Source organism: Bacillus sp. T2.9-1 (genome assembly GCF_950097965.1).
Classification (GTDB): Bacteria; Bacillota; Bacilli; order Bacillales; family Cytobacillaceae; genus Niallia; species Niallia hominis.
The window spans coordinates 1-16,065 of sequence record NZ_CATNHG010000002.1 but is presented as its reverse complement, the minus strand read 5'-3'; the positions used below and the strand labels follow the sequence as shown (position 1 = coordinate 16,065).

The window sequence follows — 16,065 nt, the reverse complement described above, 5'->3', positions numbered from 1 at the left end:
ATTACTAATAATTTTTGTAACCCTATGAAAATGCAACTATTTATAAGCTGCATTTACGCTTATTATTTACTTCAATTTATTCCATGCAGTAAAGTCATAATGCATTTACATGGAGATAAAAGCATATATTCTATCATTATAGCAAACATTTTGTAAGAGAAGGAATGAGAGAAAAAGTAAACCAATTATTTCTATTTACATAAATCTAATAGAGCTGGTTATATATAATGAGGGATATGGTATAGAAAAAGGTCAGACCTTTTAAGAGATCTGACCTTTTTTATATGAGGAATGCTATTATTATATTTTAGTAACGTTAGCAGCTTGAGGTCCACGAGCACCTTCTACTACTTCAAATGAAACGTCTTGGCCTTCTTCTAAAGATTTAAAACCTTCCACTTGAATCGCTGAATAGTGAACGAATACATCATTTCCGTCTTCTGCTTCAATAAAACCAAATCCTTTTTCTGCATTAAACCATTTAACTTTACCGTTTTTCATGTGAAAAAATCCTCCTAAAAAGCTTTGCTAGCTTCATCTTTTAATTACCATTTTCATCGCATAAGCATTAAACTATTAATCTCTTAAAATATAAGTTCGATCAATAAATAACATACTAAATACGTTAATAACGGTTAATGTAAATTTAACATTTTTAACTATTATTGTCAATAGAAAACCCTTTCATTTTCCAAACAATTATAATTAATAGAGAAGCTCTTTCATTCTATCCTTTTATTAATTCGGGTAAACTTTGAATTGATTTGATCATAATATCCAGTTTCGTTTCAATTCTATTCAGCAAATAGAAACTGATTACAATTGGAAATCCAACTTGGCTTATAAATGAAATCAAGTCTTCCATTATAAGTTCCTCCTCATAGTATCTCTTTATTACCTTAGGGCTACTGGCATGGAAACCATTAGCCCTTAAGCAATTTGTTCAAAAACCGTTACTAATCGTTAAATCTCATAATCAGTTACATTTCTTTCAACAAGGCGTATTCCTTTCACTGCAATTAATTCTCCGTTCGCACTGCTTAATGCATTAGCTGAAATAATACTTTGCATGACTGTTGATACTTGTTCCGCATCTACTGGTTCAACAGGACTTTCAAGGGAAATTTTTGTTGACTTCCCATTACTCGTTTCAAAAGTTAACTCTAATGATTTCGCCATTTAAGATTCTCCTTTCATTCCTATTTAGGTGTTACTACGGCTGAATAATTTCTGAGACATCATTTCTTTCAATAGAAAATAAAGTATAAGTAACTAGCGATGATAAACTTGCTGCGATCTCAGCTAGCTGTTCAGGGGATGCCGTTTGCTTAACATTCCTAAACGTCTTTGTTACATAATTAGGATCCCCGTTTTCCTTCATACCATTTTGAAACGTTAGCTTAATACTTGATTCATTCCAAATTGCTTCTGCCATCTCCATCACCTCCTTTCACTCCCTAAATAGAGGAAAGGAAAGAAAAAGGACAGTGTATGAATAAATAAGATGATTTTTTCTTAGAGTGTTTTCTGTCATAGGTTATGTAACAATCATTTTTCTTCCTTAGTACATATGCTAGTAATATAGAATAAAAGGAGGGAAAATACTGTGGAATGGTTACAATCTTTTTTACTTGACCATTATTATATATTAGTACCGGTTCTATGGATCATCGGCTATGCTCTTAAGCAAACGCCAATAATACCTGATTGGTCTATCATTTGGATTCTTCTCCTAGCATCTATTGTATTAGCCACTTTTGCATATGGATTTAGCTTTGAAGCAGTTACTAACGGCATTATAGCTGCAGGAGTATCTGTATTCGGACACCAGCTTGTCAAACAGACAGTTAAGGATAGAACGAAATAGTTCTATTCTATAGATACATGGTAAAGGGATGATTACATGTTTTTGCTAAAAAAGAGCCGATCTTCCTTTTGTTTATACAAAAAGATCGACTCTTTCTATTTATAGCTAATTATAATGTAAAATGGGACACAGTTTTTTGAAGCCTTGATGCAATTTCCGATAACCTTTTAGCTGAATCTGTCATCTCGGTCATAGATGCTAACTGCTCCTCTGTTGCTGCAGACGTTTCTTGTGTAAAGGAAATACTTTCTGCCGAAATTTTATAAACACTTTCCATAATCCGCTTCATTTCATTGCTATTTTTTGATAGCTCTTCTATTTCATTCGTTACTTCTTGTACATTTTCTGATACATCGGAAACAGATTGAAAAATTTCTTTAAAGGCGATACTTGTTTTTTCCGTTTCTAAGAGACCTTTACTTACAATCGAGTTAGTATTATTCATGCCATCAACTGCCAGGCTTATTTCCTTTTGAATCGTATCCGTTACATGTTGAATTAAATGGGCAGAATTACTGCTCTCTTCAGCAAGTTTTCTAACCTCGTCTGCCACAACAGAAAATCCTTTACCATGTTCTCCTGCTCTTGCAGCTTCGATGGCTGCATTTAATGCCAATAGATTTGTTTGCTCTGCGACATTCGTTATTAATTCAGCAATTTTTTTAATTTCTACAGACTTTTCTTCCAGCATTTTGATGGTCAGGGAGGAATCTTCAACAGAATAACTTATGTCCTTCATTTTATGAACCACATCATCAATGGAGCGATTACCGTCCTTTGCCTTCTGCATGGAGCCAGTCATTTTTTCTTTCATACTGAAACTACGTACGGTTATTTCTTCCATGCTTTTATTCATAAGACTGTAATTCTCAACTGCAATTTGAAATTGGTTTAATTGGCTCTCCACTTGTTCTACCGTTTTTTCTGAAATACTAGAAACCTGTTCCGCCACAATCGCCGTTTCTTTTGCACTATTTTCCATTTCCGTACTACTGGCAGTAACGATATTAGCTGTCTCTCTTACCTCCTGGATAATTAAGCCTAATTCATCGTTCATTATACTTAATGATTGGACCATTTCTCCAAATTCATCATTTCGCTTTCCTTTCACTTCTTGCTTTGTAAGATTCCCTTCACTAACCTTTTTGATAATACGAGAAGAATCTCTCATGCCTCTTGCTATCGTTCTACTAATCCACACAGCAAGTATGACTGCTGAAATCATCGCAAAGGCACTTATTGCAAGGACTATATAAATATAAATCTTTGTTTCACTTTCTACTTTGCCTCTTATTTCACTCATTCTTGTTTCTTCATATTTAATTAACTGATCTGTTTGATTACTAAATTCAGTACGAATGTCATTAGACTGATTAATAAGGGAAAGATAATTTTCTTCATTTTCTAAAATTTTTTCCTGGACTGCCTTGTCACCTAGAACTAAAAAATCAGCTTGAAGCTTTTGGATGCTTTCAAATAAGTCTTTACTAGTAGCATCGTTTTCCATACTATTTAATGTATCAAAATCATTCACCAGTCTTTTCGAACTACTATCATAATTTGTCAGATAGGAGGTTTCTCCTGTAAGTAAATATCCATTTATACCATCTGATTGGAGCAACATGTCTATTTTCATGTTTTTTAAGATGATTACCTTATTTACTTGCTGATCAATCACATTTGTGTAGTTTTTATCAACCTTTGCAATTTGTGTTATAGAGAGAGTCGCAATTAATAAAATACATATAATAACTAAGAGAAAACCTAGCCCCAACTTTTTTGTAATTGTAAATCTCATAACCTTCTCCCTTCTATATTAACCAATTAAGATTTTTAAGAAATTAATGACTTTTTCTATTATTCTATGATGATTATTCTATTATACTAGCAATTAAGACTTTTTTACTAGATAGTTTTTTAGTAAAAAAATTTTTTCCATCGTTACAGATTTACTCCAACATAAAAAACTAGCAGGAATTCACACATGAATTCCTGCTAGTTTAGCGATATTTACCTTAATGGACAGTGCTTAATTTTTTTGCCAGCTTCTTGTAATTGAAATACATAGAAATTCGCCAAGGTACTATCATACAGAAAGCTAGCATCCAGAACATGCCTCCTAATGGTCCCACATCAATTGAACTGCTTAAAATAAATTTAGCAACAATTCTAATGGCTAATAGTCCAAATAAAATATAGACAAATGCTTTCGAATTAATTAAATATATATCCTGATCCTTAATTTCAAACTTTGTTGTTTTAATTAAAAGAAATGAGAATAATATTCCCGCAATGGCTGCTTCCAAAATTTCCTGTCCAGTAATCCGAAAATAAGGAAAAACAAACATAAGTGCACCTGTACTCATAAAAAATGGAGGAAGAATAATCTTTTTTGGTGAAACTGGCTTCGTAGCCGCTTTCATTCTTAACACCATAAAAAAGACACCCATAAACACTGCGATACATGTTGAAATTATGACAGAAGCCATAGAAAAAACCCCTTTACTTACCTTTTATCTCATAATAATATTTTTAATCTTACCATCAAGATTAGTCCTCTGTCCATTTTTTATAGAACAACAGTGTCTAATTAACGGCAAAAAAAAACGGATACGATAAACATATCCTTTAATACTACACAATCGTTATTTTAAAACTCTATTTATTGCATCTAGTACACGTGTATCATCAAAAGGCTTTACAATAAAATCCTTTGCACCTGCTTCAATTGCTTCAACGACCATTTTTTGTTGCCCCATTGCAGAACACATAATTATTTTTGCCTGCGGAAATTCTTGTTTTATTTCTTTAACAGCGTCCAATCCGCTCATCTCTGGCATTGTAATATCCATTGTGACCAAATCCGGATCTAATTCACGATACAATCTTACTGCTTCTTTCCCGTTTTCTCCTTCACCAACTACTTCATGATTTGATTTAGTTAAAATATTTGAGAGAGTAATTCTCATAAACTTTGCATCATCCACAATCAATATTCTAGCCATCTTGCTTCCTCCTCAACACCCAAAAACAAAAAATCTATTAATATAAATTTATTTACTATCCCTTATTTCAATATAGCGAATCTTTATGATAATTTCAATCTATTTTGTCATAATATATGACAAACCATGGCATGTATGTGTCTAACTTTTTGAGATTTTAAACGAATTTTCTATCCTACTTTTTAACTATCATTATACAGGAACATAAGACTATTAAAAGCCTTGAAAATCGCCAAATATTGGTGAAATGACGCGTGTTAACCATTTCATTCCATCCATATATAACAATATACCCATTAAAATCATACAATAACCACCAATTTTCATCCAATAATGACTATACTTTTTTAGCTTGTTCAAATGTGAGACAAAATAAGACAATAAGATAAACGGAAAAGCAAATCCAAGAATGTAGGCTGTTAAATATAGTAAGCTCGTTTCTGGATGAAGGCTTGCTAATGATAAAACTGTTGCTAGAATTGGACCATTGCATGGAGTCCAGCCTGCTGCAAAACTTAAACCGATTAAAAAGGAGCCAAGATACCCTGTTGGTCTTGTTTTAAAGGAAAAACGATATTCTTTCATCAACCACTTAGGCTGCCATAACCCAATTATCATGAGACCAAACAAGATAATAAGAATGGATCCTATCTTTCTAACTTCTTCTTGATATGTCTTAAAGTATGTCCCTATGATGGACGAACCGAAACCGAGCGTTATAAAAATAAGTGAAAACCCTAAAAGGAATAATAGTGTATGCCAAAAGCTAGCATTTTTAATGATACTTCCCTTTTCAAGCTGCCCAATTGACATTCCAGTAATATAGGATAAATATGCTGGATATAATGGTAAACAGCATGGAGAAATAAAACTTAAAAAACCTGCACCCAAAGCTATAAATAAATTTATATCAACCATTATTTATTTCTCACCTTCTCCCATATATTAACTATATGCTTGTTCAATCTGTTTATGTACTTTTCAATATTTTTGCATTTACTTCCAAAAATAGATATAATTAAATAAATCATTTTCAAAAAAATAGAAACTTGCATTAGTGGGGATACTTCCTACTATCTTGTATGAGTAAATTAATATCAAACTATGTTTCCTAACGATTTCACAACTATTAGAGTTATCAGGATTAATATACGGAAAGGACCATATACCATGCTAAAAAAGCAATTACTAACTCAAATTGAATTAAAACGGTCAGAGCTAATTGAAATTGCTATGAAACATGGTTTTTCATCGTCCTCAGCCATTATATGCAGTCAAGAATTAGATGTATTACTAAATAAATATAATGAAATGAATCTAAAAAAAGAATTTCCTAACTTTCGAAAATCAAAAGAGCAATGGAATGTTTAAGCAAAAAAACCGAAGTTAACCGCAAATACTGCGGAAATCTTCGGTTTTTTATTCGCTTAAAAGGCTTTTTGCTATTTTAAGTAAGTTCTACTTGATGCTCTACCGTTTCTTCAATAGAATCTGCCGCTCCATTTTGAAGAAGATACATTTTATAATACAATCCCTTTTGCTGAAGCAATTGCTGATGATTACCTCTTTCAACAATATTTCCTTTATGAAGGACAAGAATTAAGTCCGCATCTTGAATAGTAGAAAGACGATGAGCAATTGCAATTGTTGTTCTACCTTTACGCATTTTTGATAAGGCAAACTGAATTGCCTCTTCTGTTTCTGTATCAATATTTGCGGTTGCTTCATCCAAAATCAAGACTTTCGGATTGGTCAAGATTGTGCGCGCAAACGCAATAAGTTGGCGCTGTCCGCTAGAAAATGCAGAACCTCTTTCGACCACTTTATGATTATATTGATCCTCTAGCTTTTCTATAAACTGGTTCGCTTGCACAAATTTTGCCGCTTCGATTACTTCTTCGTCCCGAACTTCCCTATTATATAGACGGATATTATCCTTTACTGTCCCATAAAAGAGGAACGGATCTTGTAGTACCAAGCCCATTTTCTCGCGGAGTTCATGCTTGCTGAAGGTCTTTAACGATTTGCCGTCAATAAGAATATCCCCTTTTCCAAAATCATAAAACCGCATAAGTAGATTAACAATCGAGCTTTTTCCACTTCCGGTATGCCCTACTAATGCAACAGTTTCTCCTTCGCGAGCAGTAAAGGAAATATTTTTCAATACATCTTGTTTGCCATCATAGGAAAATGTAACATTTTTGAATTCAATAACTCCATTTTCAATTTTATTCTTGCTATCGGGCACAAGAGTTGGCTCTAAATCTTCCTCATCCAAAATAGTAAATACGCGAAACGCAGATACAATTGCTTGTTGGTATAGCGATAAACGCATCATCATATTATTTACAGGTTCGAAAAAACGGTCTAAATAGCTAACAAACGCGTATAATACACCGATTTCAATTGGATTCGTAAAAGAAGATATTCCAAAATAACTTAACACAAGAATTAGACCTAAGACATAGACTAGATCTATTGCTGGTCTAAGCAATAAACCTTCAAGCTTTATATTCTTCATTCCTGCTTTATAGTGCTTTGTATTAATATCATCAAACTCCGCATTTAATCTTTTTTCTTGTCTGAATACTTGAATAATATTCATTCCCTGTAAAGATTCGCTAAGTTTCGCATTTAACTGGCTTAATCGTTCTCTAATATCCTGATAAAAGCTAGCACTATACTTTCGATACGTATAAATAATAAATCCAAGAATCGGCAGTAAAATTAAACAAATGGCACCGAGCTTTACATTTAACACAAACATCGCGATTACGATGCCAAATATCATAAATCCACTTTGAATAAAAGTCGCAAGAACGCTAACAAACATATCTTTAATTGCCTCTGTATCATTCGTAACACGCGAAACAATACTTCCAGCGGGAATTTTGTCAAAAAAGCGTAGTCCTAGTGTATGAATTTTTGAAAATACATCAACTCGAAGCTGCTGGATAATGTATAACGCTATTTCTTGAAACTTAAACAATTGAAAATACATAATTACGACATTCATTATTTGAATAAGAATATAGGTTATGCCCAATACCGCTAATGGCTGTAATTCTAAATTACGTGGTGTTAAATAATCATCAATAAATACTTTAATTAAGTACGGTCCTGCAAGTTCTCCCAATGTTGATAAAATTAGAAGAGCGAAAGCAATCATTACCGCTTTCTTGTGTGGTTTAATATAACGCAATAAACGAAACAATACTTTTCGCTGTTGTTCACTCGTCAATTTAATTGTCTTATCCATTTGTATCCCCCATGCTGACCATTACTTCTAAAGCTTGGCGATGGTACATCTCTTTATACCAACCATTTTCTTTCACAAGCTTTTGATGGTCCCCACTTTGAATAATTTGCCCCTCATCTAATACAATGATAAGGTCTGCATGCTCAATTGCACTTAATCGATGTGAAGTAATGATCGTTGTTTTCCCTTCCCTATTTTCCTTCAGGGCTGTTAAAATGGTTTCCTCGGTTTTTGCATCCACCGCTGAAAGGGAATCATCTAAAATAAGAATTTCTGGATTCATCAGAAGTGCTCTTGCAATAGAAATCCGTTGTTTTTGACCACCAGATAAGGAAACTCCTCTTTCTCCGACAACTGTGTCGTAGCCATCTGTAAACATAAGGATATCCTCATGAATATTTGCCAACCTTGCAGCCTCATGGATTTCTTTCTCAGAAGCATTCGGATTTGTAAAAGCAATATTTTCTCTTACACTAGCGGAAAAGAGAAAATGCTCCTGTGGTACATACCCAATCGAAACTCTTAATGCATCTATATCTATTTGTTTTATTTCTGTCCCGTTAATCATTATCTTTCCATCGTAATGATCATATTCTCTAAATAACAATTTTAAGAGTGTTGTTTTCCCAGCCCCAGTTTTCCCTACTATTCCAAGTGTCTGCCCTCGTTTTAAATGATATTGGATGTTTTGTAGAACGTCTACTTTCTTGTTATAGGAAAATTTTTTCAAATCGTACATAATGTCTCCTGCTGGAGGAGTCTTGATAGCTGCTGGATTATTGATAATATCAACTCTGGTTTCAAGCAACGCAGTAACTCGGTCGTAAGACGCTCTCCCTCTTTCCATAATATTAAAGAGCCATCCAAATGCAAGCATTGGCCAAATCAGTAGTCCCAGATAGGTAGTAAAGGAAACAAGCTGTCCTAAACTGAGTTCACCATTAATAACATAACGAGAGCCAAAAACAATCGCTAAAAAGAAAGAGATACTTACAATAATAGAGATGGTCGGATCATATAACGCATCCACACGAGCCACCTTAATATTCTTATCTACAACATCAAGAGAGGACTTACGAAAATCTTCTACATCTTCTTTTTCTTGCCCAAATGTTTTTAATACCTTTATTCCCGAAATACTTTCTTGTGTCTTATCATTTAAAGAAGAAAAAGCAGCCTGTGCTTGATGAAAATATTTATGTATTAATGAGCCATAATAGCTAGTCAATATTGCCATTAAAGGCATGGGTAATAAACAAATAAGCGTAAGTTTCCAGCTTATGGTTGTAGCCATTGCTATAATAACAAATCCGCCTGTTGCTAATGAATCAACTAGTGTAAGCACTCCCTGCCCAGCTGTTTGCTGGATAGCTTGAACATCATTTGTTGCATGTGCCATTAAATCCCCCGTGCGATTTCGCTGATAAAAGGACTGGGACATCTTTGTAAAATGACTATATAATTGATTCCTCAATAATTTTCCAAGCTTGACAGCTGATCCAAATATCATCACTCGCCAATAATAACGTAGCACATACATGGCTATAGCTGATGCAACTAGAATTCCTAACCACTGTAATAAAATGGACCAATTCAACGTCCTTCCTTGAATATGGTCAACTACAATACCAACTACTCTTGGAGGAATAAGCTGCAGAACTGCAACTAAAATCAACAGGAAAACTCCTCCAACATATGCCTTCTTCTCCTGCATAAAATACCATTTTAAATCGAAAAAAACTTTCAAACTTATACACCTCTTGTCTGTTGGAAACTAATTATGTAAAAATACCCTTCATTAGTTTAGCAAAATATTTAGGAACTGGAAAGAAATTTTATTATATTTTCAAAATATTTAATGGAGTAAAAATATTAGTTCTTTTAGGATGATATTACTTTATTAATCGTCTTTTTATCTAGTGTGTATGTTGCTTTATATTTCTCGATAATGTTTTGTCTATTTCCCGTCTCTCCCCCTAATCGAATATGTGTTCGTATATAAATTTAGTTTAATATCGCCATTGTTAGCTGTCAATACAAAAAGGAATAAATGTTCGAATAACTCATCTTTTGTAATATGGTTTAAAAAAATTTAATTAAATTAATTTTCTGTATATATGTTATAATAAAAAGGTTGTTTATTTAGAAATCAAATTTGTTAAAGGAGGCGTTCATTATGACAAACAAGCAATTTAATCATATCGATTCCAAGGGGAATATGCCTAATTAACAAAACTATTTAGGATTCCCCAAATTTGAAAAGGGGAAACAATGATGAATACTGCCAAAGTAAAAATTGTAGAACTGAATGCTGATAATTGGTATACATGCTGTGGATTAAACTTATCAGAGGAACAAGCAAAATTTATGGAACCAAATGCTATATCTATCGCTCAATCTAAATTTGCACCAACTTTGAATCCGTTTGCTATCTATTATGAAGAGAATGTAGTAGGTTTTTTAATGTTCAATTCTTCAATCGAAGAACTTGGTGGCATTGGATATATAGAATCATGATTGATAAAGATTTCCAAGGACAAGGGATAGGAAAAGCAGCCACTTTATTAATGGTAGCGGAAATGAGAAAAATACCTGATCTCAAAAAAATTGTGGTTGGCTATCATCCCGAAAATAAAGCAGCCCATTCTTTGTATTCCAGTTTGGGGTTTATTGATAATGGAGATAGATTTGGGAAAGAAATGGCTGTTGTTAAAAATATAAAATAAAGCTTCTATCAGAATGGACATCTATCCTTACTGCAACTAAGGTTGGGACATAAACATTGCAGCTAACAATAAATACGAACGATTATGCGGTTAGTTTACATAATCGTTCGTATTTATATTTTAGAAAAAGGTTTAAAAATGAAGTGAAATGGAGCGGAGGACGGTCGACTCCTGCTGGAAGTAGAGCAAGCTTTAGACCCCACAAAACTTAAGCCGAGGAGCCTTTTTTTAATTTATTTACATTCTTTTTAAATAATCCAAAAAGGAATCCTTCATTTCATCTTTTAAATAGTTGCATCTATATTTTTCATATTTTTGGTCTGAATTAAGAGAAAAAAGATAGGTGGAATGTGGCATATTCACCTTTTCTCCTATCTAAAATAAACAGACCTTCACCAATTGTACTAACCTCAAAAAATTAAATTCTTTATTATAACTTTTAGCAATCAGTATAAATTTAGGAGAGGGTTTCTCATATTTCATTAATTAATTCGATAAAATCTTCAGCAGAAAGAACATTGAATGAATATTGTGATACATCGAACATGCCGCTTTTATAGTCATTTGAAATAATAAAGTCTGCGTTATAACCTATGGCACATTGCACAAACATTAAATCTGTTTTATCTTTAATCTCAGAAACATCATCCATATCTGCTATATTTACTGAACTACCATAATAAAATAATTTTGAAATGTAATTTAAAGTTTTCAATCTATCATTTTTATCATCGATAAATTTTCTAGCGAAATTTTTAGTAACATATAATAATTCGCCTATACTATCTTGTGAAAAACCTAAATATATTTTATTATCTCTTATTAGTTTAAGAATAGTTTGGCAATTTGAATTACCATAAAACTATCCTTGAATGAAAATGTTTGTATCAATAACTACTTTATACTTTTTCGTCATCTTCTTTTATAATTTAATGCTTTTTTAATTTCATCAGGAGTTAGATTTTTTTCACTAATTGTTTTTTGAATAATGTCTTGAAGATCATCCATGAAGTCTAATACTTGGTCTTCTTTTTTTATGACTGTTGCCATGTCTTTTTCCTCCCTATTATCCATATAGTAACACCACCTTAAAAGAAGTTATTACTATACTTTATTGCCTATATTGTACCATATATTCCTCTTCGGAAGAAGAAATTCATTGGGATATTTTCTCATTGACAAAACAAAATAATTTGAAATAAAGAATATTTTGTCAATTATCGAGGTTTTTGGAAAAATAAATAAGCCAGGAGTTAAAACCCGTCCTAAGCATTTTCAACAATGTTTTTAATTGTATCTACTAACTCTTCAATACGTTCTTTGTGCGAAATTATATATACTCTAGCTGTTGAATAAAGATTCCCTTACAACATACACGTAAATCAATAACTTCAGTCACGTTTGGAAAATTCTCAGTAGCTTGTAATCCTATAACTTCTGCATCTGAAAAAAGTTAAACCACTTCCTTCACCAAAAATCGATATACCAAAATCATTAATATATTTGTATTATTAGTTCGAGAAAGGTAACTAAAGCGATTCAACTTTTCTAGCAATCTTCTCTTCATATTTTTTAGATTCAAACCCTAAGAGGAATGCTCTGTGATCTTAAACATTGAAACAATAATTTGAGCTTGTAAACCCTCTAATTGTATAATTCTAATATAAGCTTTTACATCATGTACTGTTATAAAATCTTACACAGTAATTCCTTTTTTCTCTTGTAGATAATGTTTCATCGCTCGATACTCTTGATTTTTGTTAATAATTTTTTTGTGAATCTAATACAAAAAACCACCTTCCTATTGGTTTAGTTTCCAACAGAATAGGCGGTTTTAACTAGTTTGATGACAGATTAACCAATTTCACTTAAAACTTCTATGTTTGTTTCATCTATCACTAATAATCACGTTATAAAAACGAATGATTGCTATCTAATCAACCAAGAGAATAGGATGTCACCCCTTGTTACCAAGGGAGTTCGTCCTATTATTTTCCTTGTTGCTTGTTCATCGCTGTCATCATTTGATTGATTTTCTTTTGAGAAGGTTTCATTCCCATTTGCATCATCATCATTTTTAACATTTGCTCATTAATTGGTGGGTTTTTCTTTAAGTAGTTCATCATGTATTTACGCGCAATAAAAAATCCGATAACAATACCGGCGATTAAGGCTACGACAATACTTAACCAAGCGTACCAAGGCATATCTTTTTTCCTCCTTCATGTTGTCTATACTTTAGTGTACTAGACCAGATAATATTATACAATATCTGTTACAGAATTTCTCCATTTTACACAAAATTTCTTTCTTTTATCGGTTTTAACCAGCCGAATCTCCCATTTTCTACATCAATGGCTAAAAAAGAAGGCTCATGTTTGCGAATAATTTCAAAGAAAATAGATTCTGCATCATAGTAGCCATCTGCTTCTATCGATAAATAATTCTTTTCCACCGTTAACGATGCTTTGCTTAAATTTCCATTATCAATATAAAAAACTCCATCTTTTAATTGAAAGCTTTTATTTTGCTGCAGAGCGGCATATAATTGATTTTCAATCATCCATTTGGAAATAGGAAGTGTGATAAAATCAACCTGTTTTTGAAGAATTCTCTTTAATTGTTCATCGTCTGTTTTAGTATGGTCCGAAAATAAATTGTAAAACAAGCGTTCTCTACCGTTATAATGAATGGCGACCTTTTCTTTTATTAAATACAATTGATATCTTCTCATACTTCACCTTCACCAACCTGTCCACTTCTTTTCCTTCTATTATAAAGAAGGTTTATTTCAAGATGTGTCTCAAGGTGTAAAAAAAACAGACTTATTTTGTCGAATCAGAGAAAGTAGGATGGACTGATAGTAAACACAGCCATCCTGCACCATTTAATTTTCTAACAGTGCTTTTAATCGCTTCACTACGTTAGACACGCTAAATCCGTATTCTTCTAAAATTTCATTTCCAGGCGCAGATGCTCCAAAGGTTTCTATGGAGAGTACATCTCCTTCGTCCCCTGCATATTTATGCCAACCAAGAGAGCTTCCCATTTCAATCGCTAATCTTTTTTTCACTGTTTTTGGCAATACTTTTTGTTTATACTCTTTGGATTGCTGCTCAAATCGATCCCATGCTGGTAGACTAACGACTGAAACATTTATTCCTTCTTTCTCTAATTCTTTTTGGGCTTCAACCGCTAGGCCAACTTCTGAACCTGCTGCAATTAATAGGGCATCAGGCGTTTCTGCTTTTGAAGGAGAGATGATATAGCCACCCTTTGATACCCCTTCATAAGCACTATCCTTTGTACCTTTAATCGTCGGTAAGTTTTGTCTTGTTAACACTAATGCTGTTGGCTTATCCTTAGACTCTAGAGCAATTTTCCAAGCGGCAGCTGTCTCATTCCCATCGGCTGGTCGAATGACAGATAGATTTGGCATCGCTCTTAATGAAGCTAATTGCTCAACAGGCTCGTGAGTTGGGCCGTCCTCACCTACTGCAATACTATCATGGGTGAATACATAGGTTACAGGCAATCCCATTAGTGCTGCAAGACGAATGGCAGGTCTTAAATAATCGGAAAAAACAAAGAATGTTCCGCCAAATATTTTTAAGCCACCATGCAACATAATTCCGTTTAAAGCAGCTCCCATCGCAAATTCTCTTACTCCAAACCAAATATTTCTACCTTCTGGAGTTTCAGGTGTAAAATCTTTCTCTCCCTTTATCATTGTATTATTACTTCCTGCTAAATCGGCGGAACCACCAATTAAGAATGGAAGATTTTTTGCAATACTATTGATTACTTCCCCTGAAGATGCACGACTTGCTAAACTGCTTCCCTCTTCATAAACTGGCATTTCTCGATTCCAACCCTCGGGCAAGGTATCTGCTAATGCAGCTTTTAATTGTTTTGCAAGTTCTGGATATTCTTTTTCATAGCTTGAAAAAAGCTCATTCCATTCTTTTTCCTTGTTCTCGCCATGTACAGCAACAGACTCTTTAAAGTGATTATATACTTCATCTGGAACATAAAAATCTTCATCGAATGTCCAATTATATGCTTCTTTTGTTAGCTTAAGTTCATCTGCACCAAGGGGAGCGCCATGAACAAGGGATTTACCGGCTTTATTAGGCGCACCAAATCCAATTATCGTTTTCACTTCAATTAACGTTGGTTTCGTTTGATCATTTTTCGCTTCTTCAAGTGCTTTTGCGATCCGATCTGTGTCATTTCCATCTTCTACACGGATATACTGCCAACCATATGCTTTAAATCGCTGTTCCACACTCTCGGAGAAGGATTTATCTAAATCGCCATCTAAAGAAATATCATTGGAATCATACATTACAACTAATTTGCCTAGCTTTAGATGTCCAGCAAGAGAAGCAGCTTCAGCAGATACCCCTTCCATTAAATCGCCATCCCCACAAATGCTATATGTATAATGATCAACGATTGCATAGTTATCTTTATTGTAAACTCCCGCTAATTGTTTTTCTGCAATCGACATCCCCACAGCCATCGCAATTCCCTGTCCAAGAGGACCTGTTGTAGCATCAACCCCAGCAGTATGTCCATATTCAGGATGCCCTGGAGTCTTACTTCCCCATTGTCTAAATTGTTTTAGGTCGTCAAGGGTTAAGTCATAGCCTGATAAATGCAATAAGCTATACAGTAATGCAGAGCCATGTCCGGCAGATAACACAAAGCGATCACGATTAAACCAGTCAGGATTTTTAGGATTATGATTCATATAAGATGTCCATAAGGTATACGCCATCGGAGCTGCTCCCATCGGCATTCCTGGATGACCTGATTTTGCTTTTTCAATTGTATCAATGGATAGAGTTCTAATCGAAGCAATCGATAAATGGTCAAGCTTTGTATTCACTATTCAACATCCTCTCATTTTCAAATAATAATTATGCCTAAAAGATTCTTTTTCTCCAATAAACTAAGAAAATAAGCACCACTATATACTTTCGACATTTATTTCGTATTTTACCCATAAATTCCAATAGAAAACATAAAAAAAACTTACACGGCACAACTAACACAATGATTTAGTTGTGCCGATTCCACTTGCTTTCAATATTGTTTAAATATGCATTTGGGTCCTGCTTAAATCTTCTCTGTTTTGTGTGTTCATGTATTCGACTGTCCCACTTACTAACTTCTTTTTTATAGCCAGAATAAGTAGCATTC

General features: G+C 33.5%; 16 protein-coding genes and 3 pseudogenes. 3 read left to right on the top strand and 16 right to left on the bottom strand.

Annotated elements, in window-relative coordinates; genetic code table 11:
• Window positions 1–300 precede the first annotated feature (300 nt).
• The 4 genes from QQZ16_RS01075 to QQZ16_RS01060 all read right to left on the bottom strand — a co-directional run bounded on the left by QQZ16_RS01075 (window position 301) and on the right by QQZ16_RS01060 (window position 1,435).
• Window positions 301–501, bottom strand: coding sequence for a cold-shock protein (locus QQZ16_RS01075; RefSeq protein ID WP_031537602.1), 201 nt, complete (start codon window positions 499–501; stop codon window positions 301–303).
• A gap of 226 nt (window positions 502–727) precedes the next feature.
• Window positions 728–865 carry a YvrJ family protein gene (locus QQZ16_RS01070; RefSeq protein ID WP_031537601.1) on the bottom strand — a complete coding sequence of 46 codons (138 nt, stop codon included), beginning with the start codon at window positions 863–865 and terminating at the stop codon, window positions 728–730.
• A gap of 98 nt (window positions 866–963) precedes the next feature.
• A complete protein-coding gene (locus QQZ16_RS01065; protein WP_031537600.1) occupies window positions 964–1,179 on the bottom strand; it encodes a DUF2922 domain-containing protein in 216 nt (71 codons plus the stop codon).
• A 34-nt stretch (window positions 1,180–1,213) separates the two neighbouring features.
• A complete protein-coding gene (locus tag QQZ16_RS01060) occupies window positions 1,214–1,435 on the bottom strand; it encodes a DUF1659 domain-containing protein (protein WP_031537599.1) in 222 nt (73 codons plus the stop codon).
• 171 nt (window positions 1,436–1,606) lie between these two features.
• Here QQZ16_RS01060 and QQZ16_RS01055 point away from each other — a divergent pair, with 171 nt between their 5' ends.
• Window positions 1,607–1,867, top strand: a complete 261-nt coding sequence (locus tag QQZ16_RS01055; RefSeq protein WP_031537598.1) for a phage holin family protein — start codon at window positions 1,607–1,609, stop codon at window positions 1,865–1,867.
• A 109-nt stretch (window positions 1,868–1,976) separates the two neighbouring features.
• Here QQZ16_RS01055 and QQZ16_RS01050 read toward each other — a convergent pair whose 3' ends face one another.
• The 5 genes and pseudogenes from QQZ16_RS01050 to QQZ16_RS01035 form a co-directional block, all read right to left on the bottom strand.
• Window positions 1,977–3,092 (bottom strand): methyl-accepting chemotaxis protein, encoded by a 1,116-nt coding sequence (locus tag QQZ16_RS01050; protein WP_414630343.1) that lies wholly within the window; start codon window positions 3,090–3,092, stop codon window positions 1,977–1,979.
• A gap of 81 nt (window positions 3,093–3,173) precedes the next feature.
• Window positions 3,174–3,503: pseudogene (locus tag QQZ16_RS23210) on the bottom strand (CHASE3 domain-containing protein); the annotation flags it as partial.
• A gap of 379 nt (window positions 3,504–3,882) precedes the next feature.
• The gene (locus QQZ16_RS01045; protein ID WP_031537596.1) at window positions 3,883–4,356 is read right to left on the bottom strand and encodes a CcdC family protein; all 474 of its coding nucleotides are present in this window, start codon (window positions 4,354–4,356) and stop codon (window positions 3,883–3,885) included.
• A 156-nt stretch (window positions 4,357–4,512) separates the two neighbouring features.
• Entirely contained in the window at window positions 4,513–4,872 is a 360-nt protein-coding gene (locus QQZ16_RS01040) for a response regulator (protein WP_031537595.1), read from the bottom strand.
• Between the two features lie 213 nt (window positions 4,873–5,085).
• The gene (locus QQZ16_RS01035; RefSeq protein ID WP_235249485.1) at window positions 5,086–5,790 is read right to left on the bottom strand and encodes a cytochrome c biogenesis CcdA family protein; all 705 of its coding nucleotides are present in this window, start codon (window positions 5,788–5,790) and stop codon (window positions 5,086–5,088) included.
• 252 nt (window positions 5,791–6,042) lie between these two features.
• Here QQZ16_RS01035 and QQZ16_RS01030 point away from each other — a divergent pair, with 252 nt between their 5' ends.
• On the top strand, window positions 6,043–6,243 hold the full coding sequence (locus QQZ16_RS01030; RefSeq protein WP_031537593.1) for an aspartyl-phosphate phosphatase Spo0E family protein: 201 nt from the start codon (window positions 6,043–6,045) through the stop codon (window positions 6,241–6,243).
• A 76-nt stretch (window positions 6,244–6,319) separates the two neighbouring features.
• On the opposite strand, the gene QQZ16_RS01025 is transcribed toward QQZ16_RS01030, so the two are convergent.
• Window positions 6,320–8,131: an ABC transporter ATP-binding protein gene (locus tag QQZ16_RS01025; protein WP_031537592.1), complete on the bottom strand. Its 1,812-nt coding sequence runs from the start codon at window positions 8,129–8,131 to the stop codon at window positions 6,320–6,322.
• Entirely contained in the window at window positions 8,124–9,878 is a 1,755-nt protein-coding gene (locus QQZ16_RS01020; RefSeq protein ID WP_235249493.1) for an ABC transporter transmembrane domain-containing protein, read from the bottom strand. Before QQZ16_RS01020 ends, QQZ16_RS01025 begins: the two co-directional genes overlap by 8 nt.
• A 527-nt stretch (window positions 9,879–10,405) precedes the next feature.
• Between QQZ16_RS01020 and QQZ16_RS01015 the strand changes: the two are divergent.
• A pseudogene (locus tag QQZ16_RS01015) lies at window positions 10,406–10,857 on the top strand (GNAT family N-acetyltransferase).
• A gap of 472 nt (window positions 10,858–11,329) precedes the next feature.
• Here the strand turns inward: QQZ16_RS01015 and QQZ16_RS01010 are convergent.
• The 5 genes and pseudogenes from QQZ16_RS01010 to tkt all read right to left on the bottom strand — a co-directional run.
• A pseudogene (locus tag QQZ16_RS01010) lies at window positions 11,330–11,695 on the bottom strand (PIN domain-containing protein); the annotation flags it as partial.
• Between the two features lie 74 nt (window positions 11,696–11,769).
• Window positions 11,770–11,907 (bottom strand): hypothetical protein, encoded by a 138-nt coding sequence (locus tag QQZ16_RS01005; RefSeq protein WP_235249495.1) that lies wholly within the window; start codon window positions 11,905–11,907, stop codon window positions 11,770–11,772.
• A gap of 938 nt (window positions 11,908–12,845) precedes the next feature.
• Complete coding sequence (locus QQZ16_RS01000) at window positions 12,846–13,064, bottom strand: YneF family protein (RefSeq protein WP_016205025.1); 219 nt, start codon at window positions 13,062–13,064, stop codon at window positions 12,846–12,848.
• Between the two features lie 86 nt (window positions 13,065–13,150).
• Window positions 13,151–13,591 (bottom strand): sporulation inhibitor of replication protein SirA, encoded by a 441-nt coding sequence (gene sirA, locus QQZ16_RS00995; protein ID WP_235249504.1) that lies wholly within the window; start codon window positions 13,589–13,591, stop codon window positions 13,151–13,153.
• Between the two features lie 153 nt (window positions 13,592–13,744).
• Window positions 13,745–15,751 (bottom strand): transketolase, encoded by a 2,007-nt coding sequence (gene tkt / locus QQZ16_RS00990; protein WP_235249517.1) that lies wholly within the window; start codon window positions 15,749–15,751, stop codon window positions 13,745–13,747.
• Window positions 15,752–16,065 lie beyond the last annotated feature (314 nt).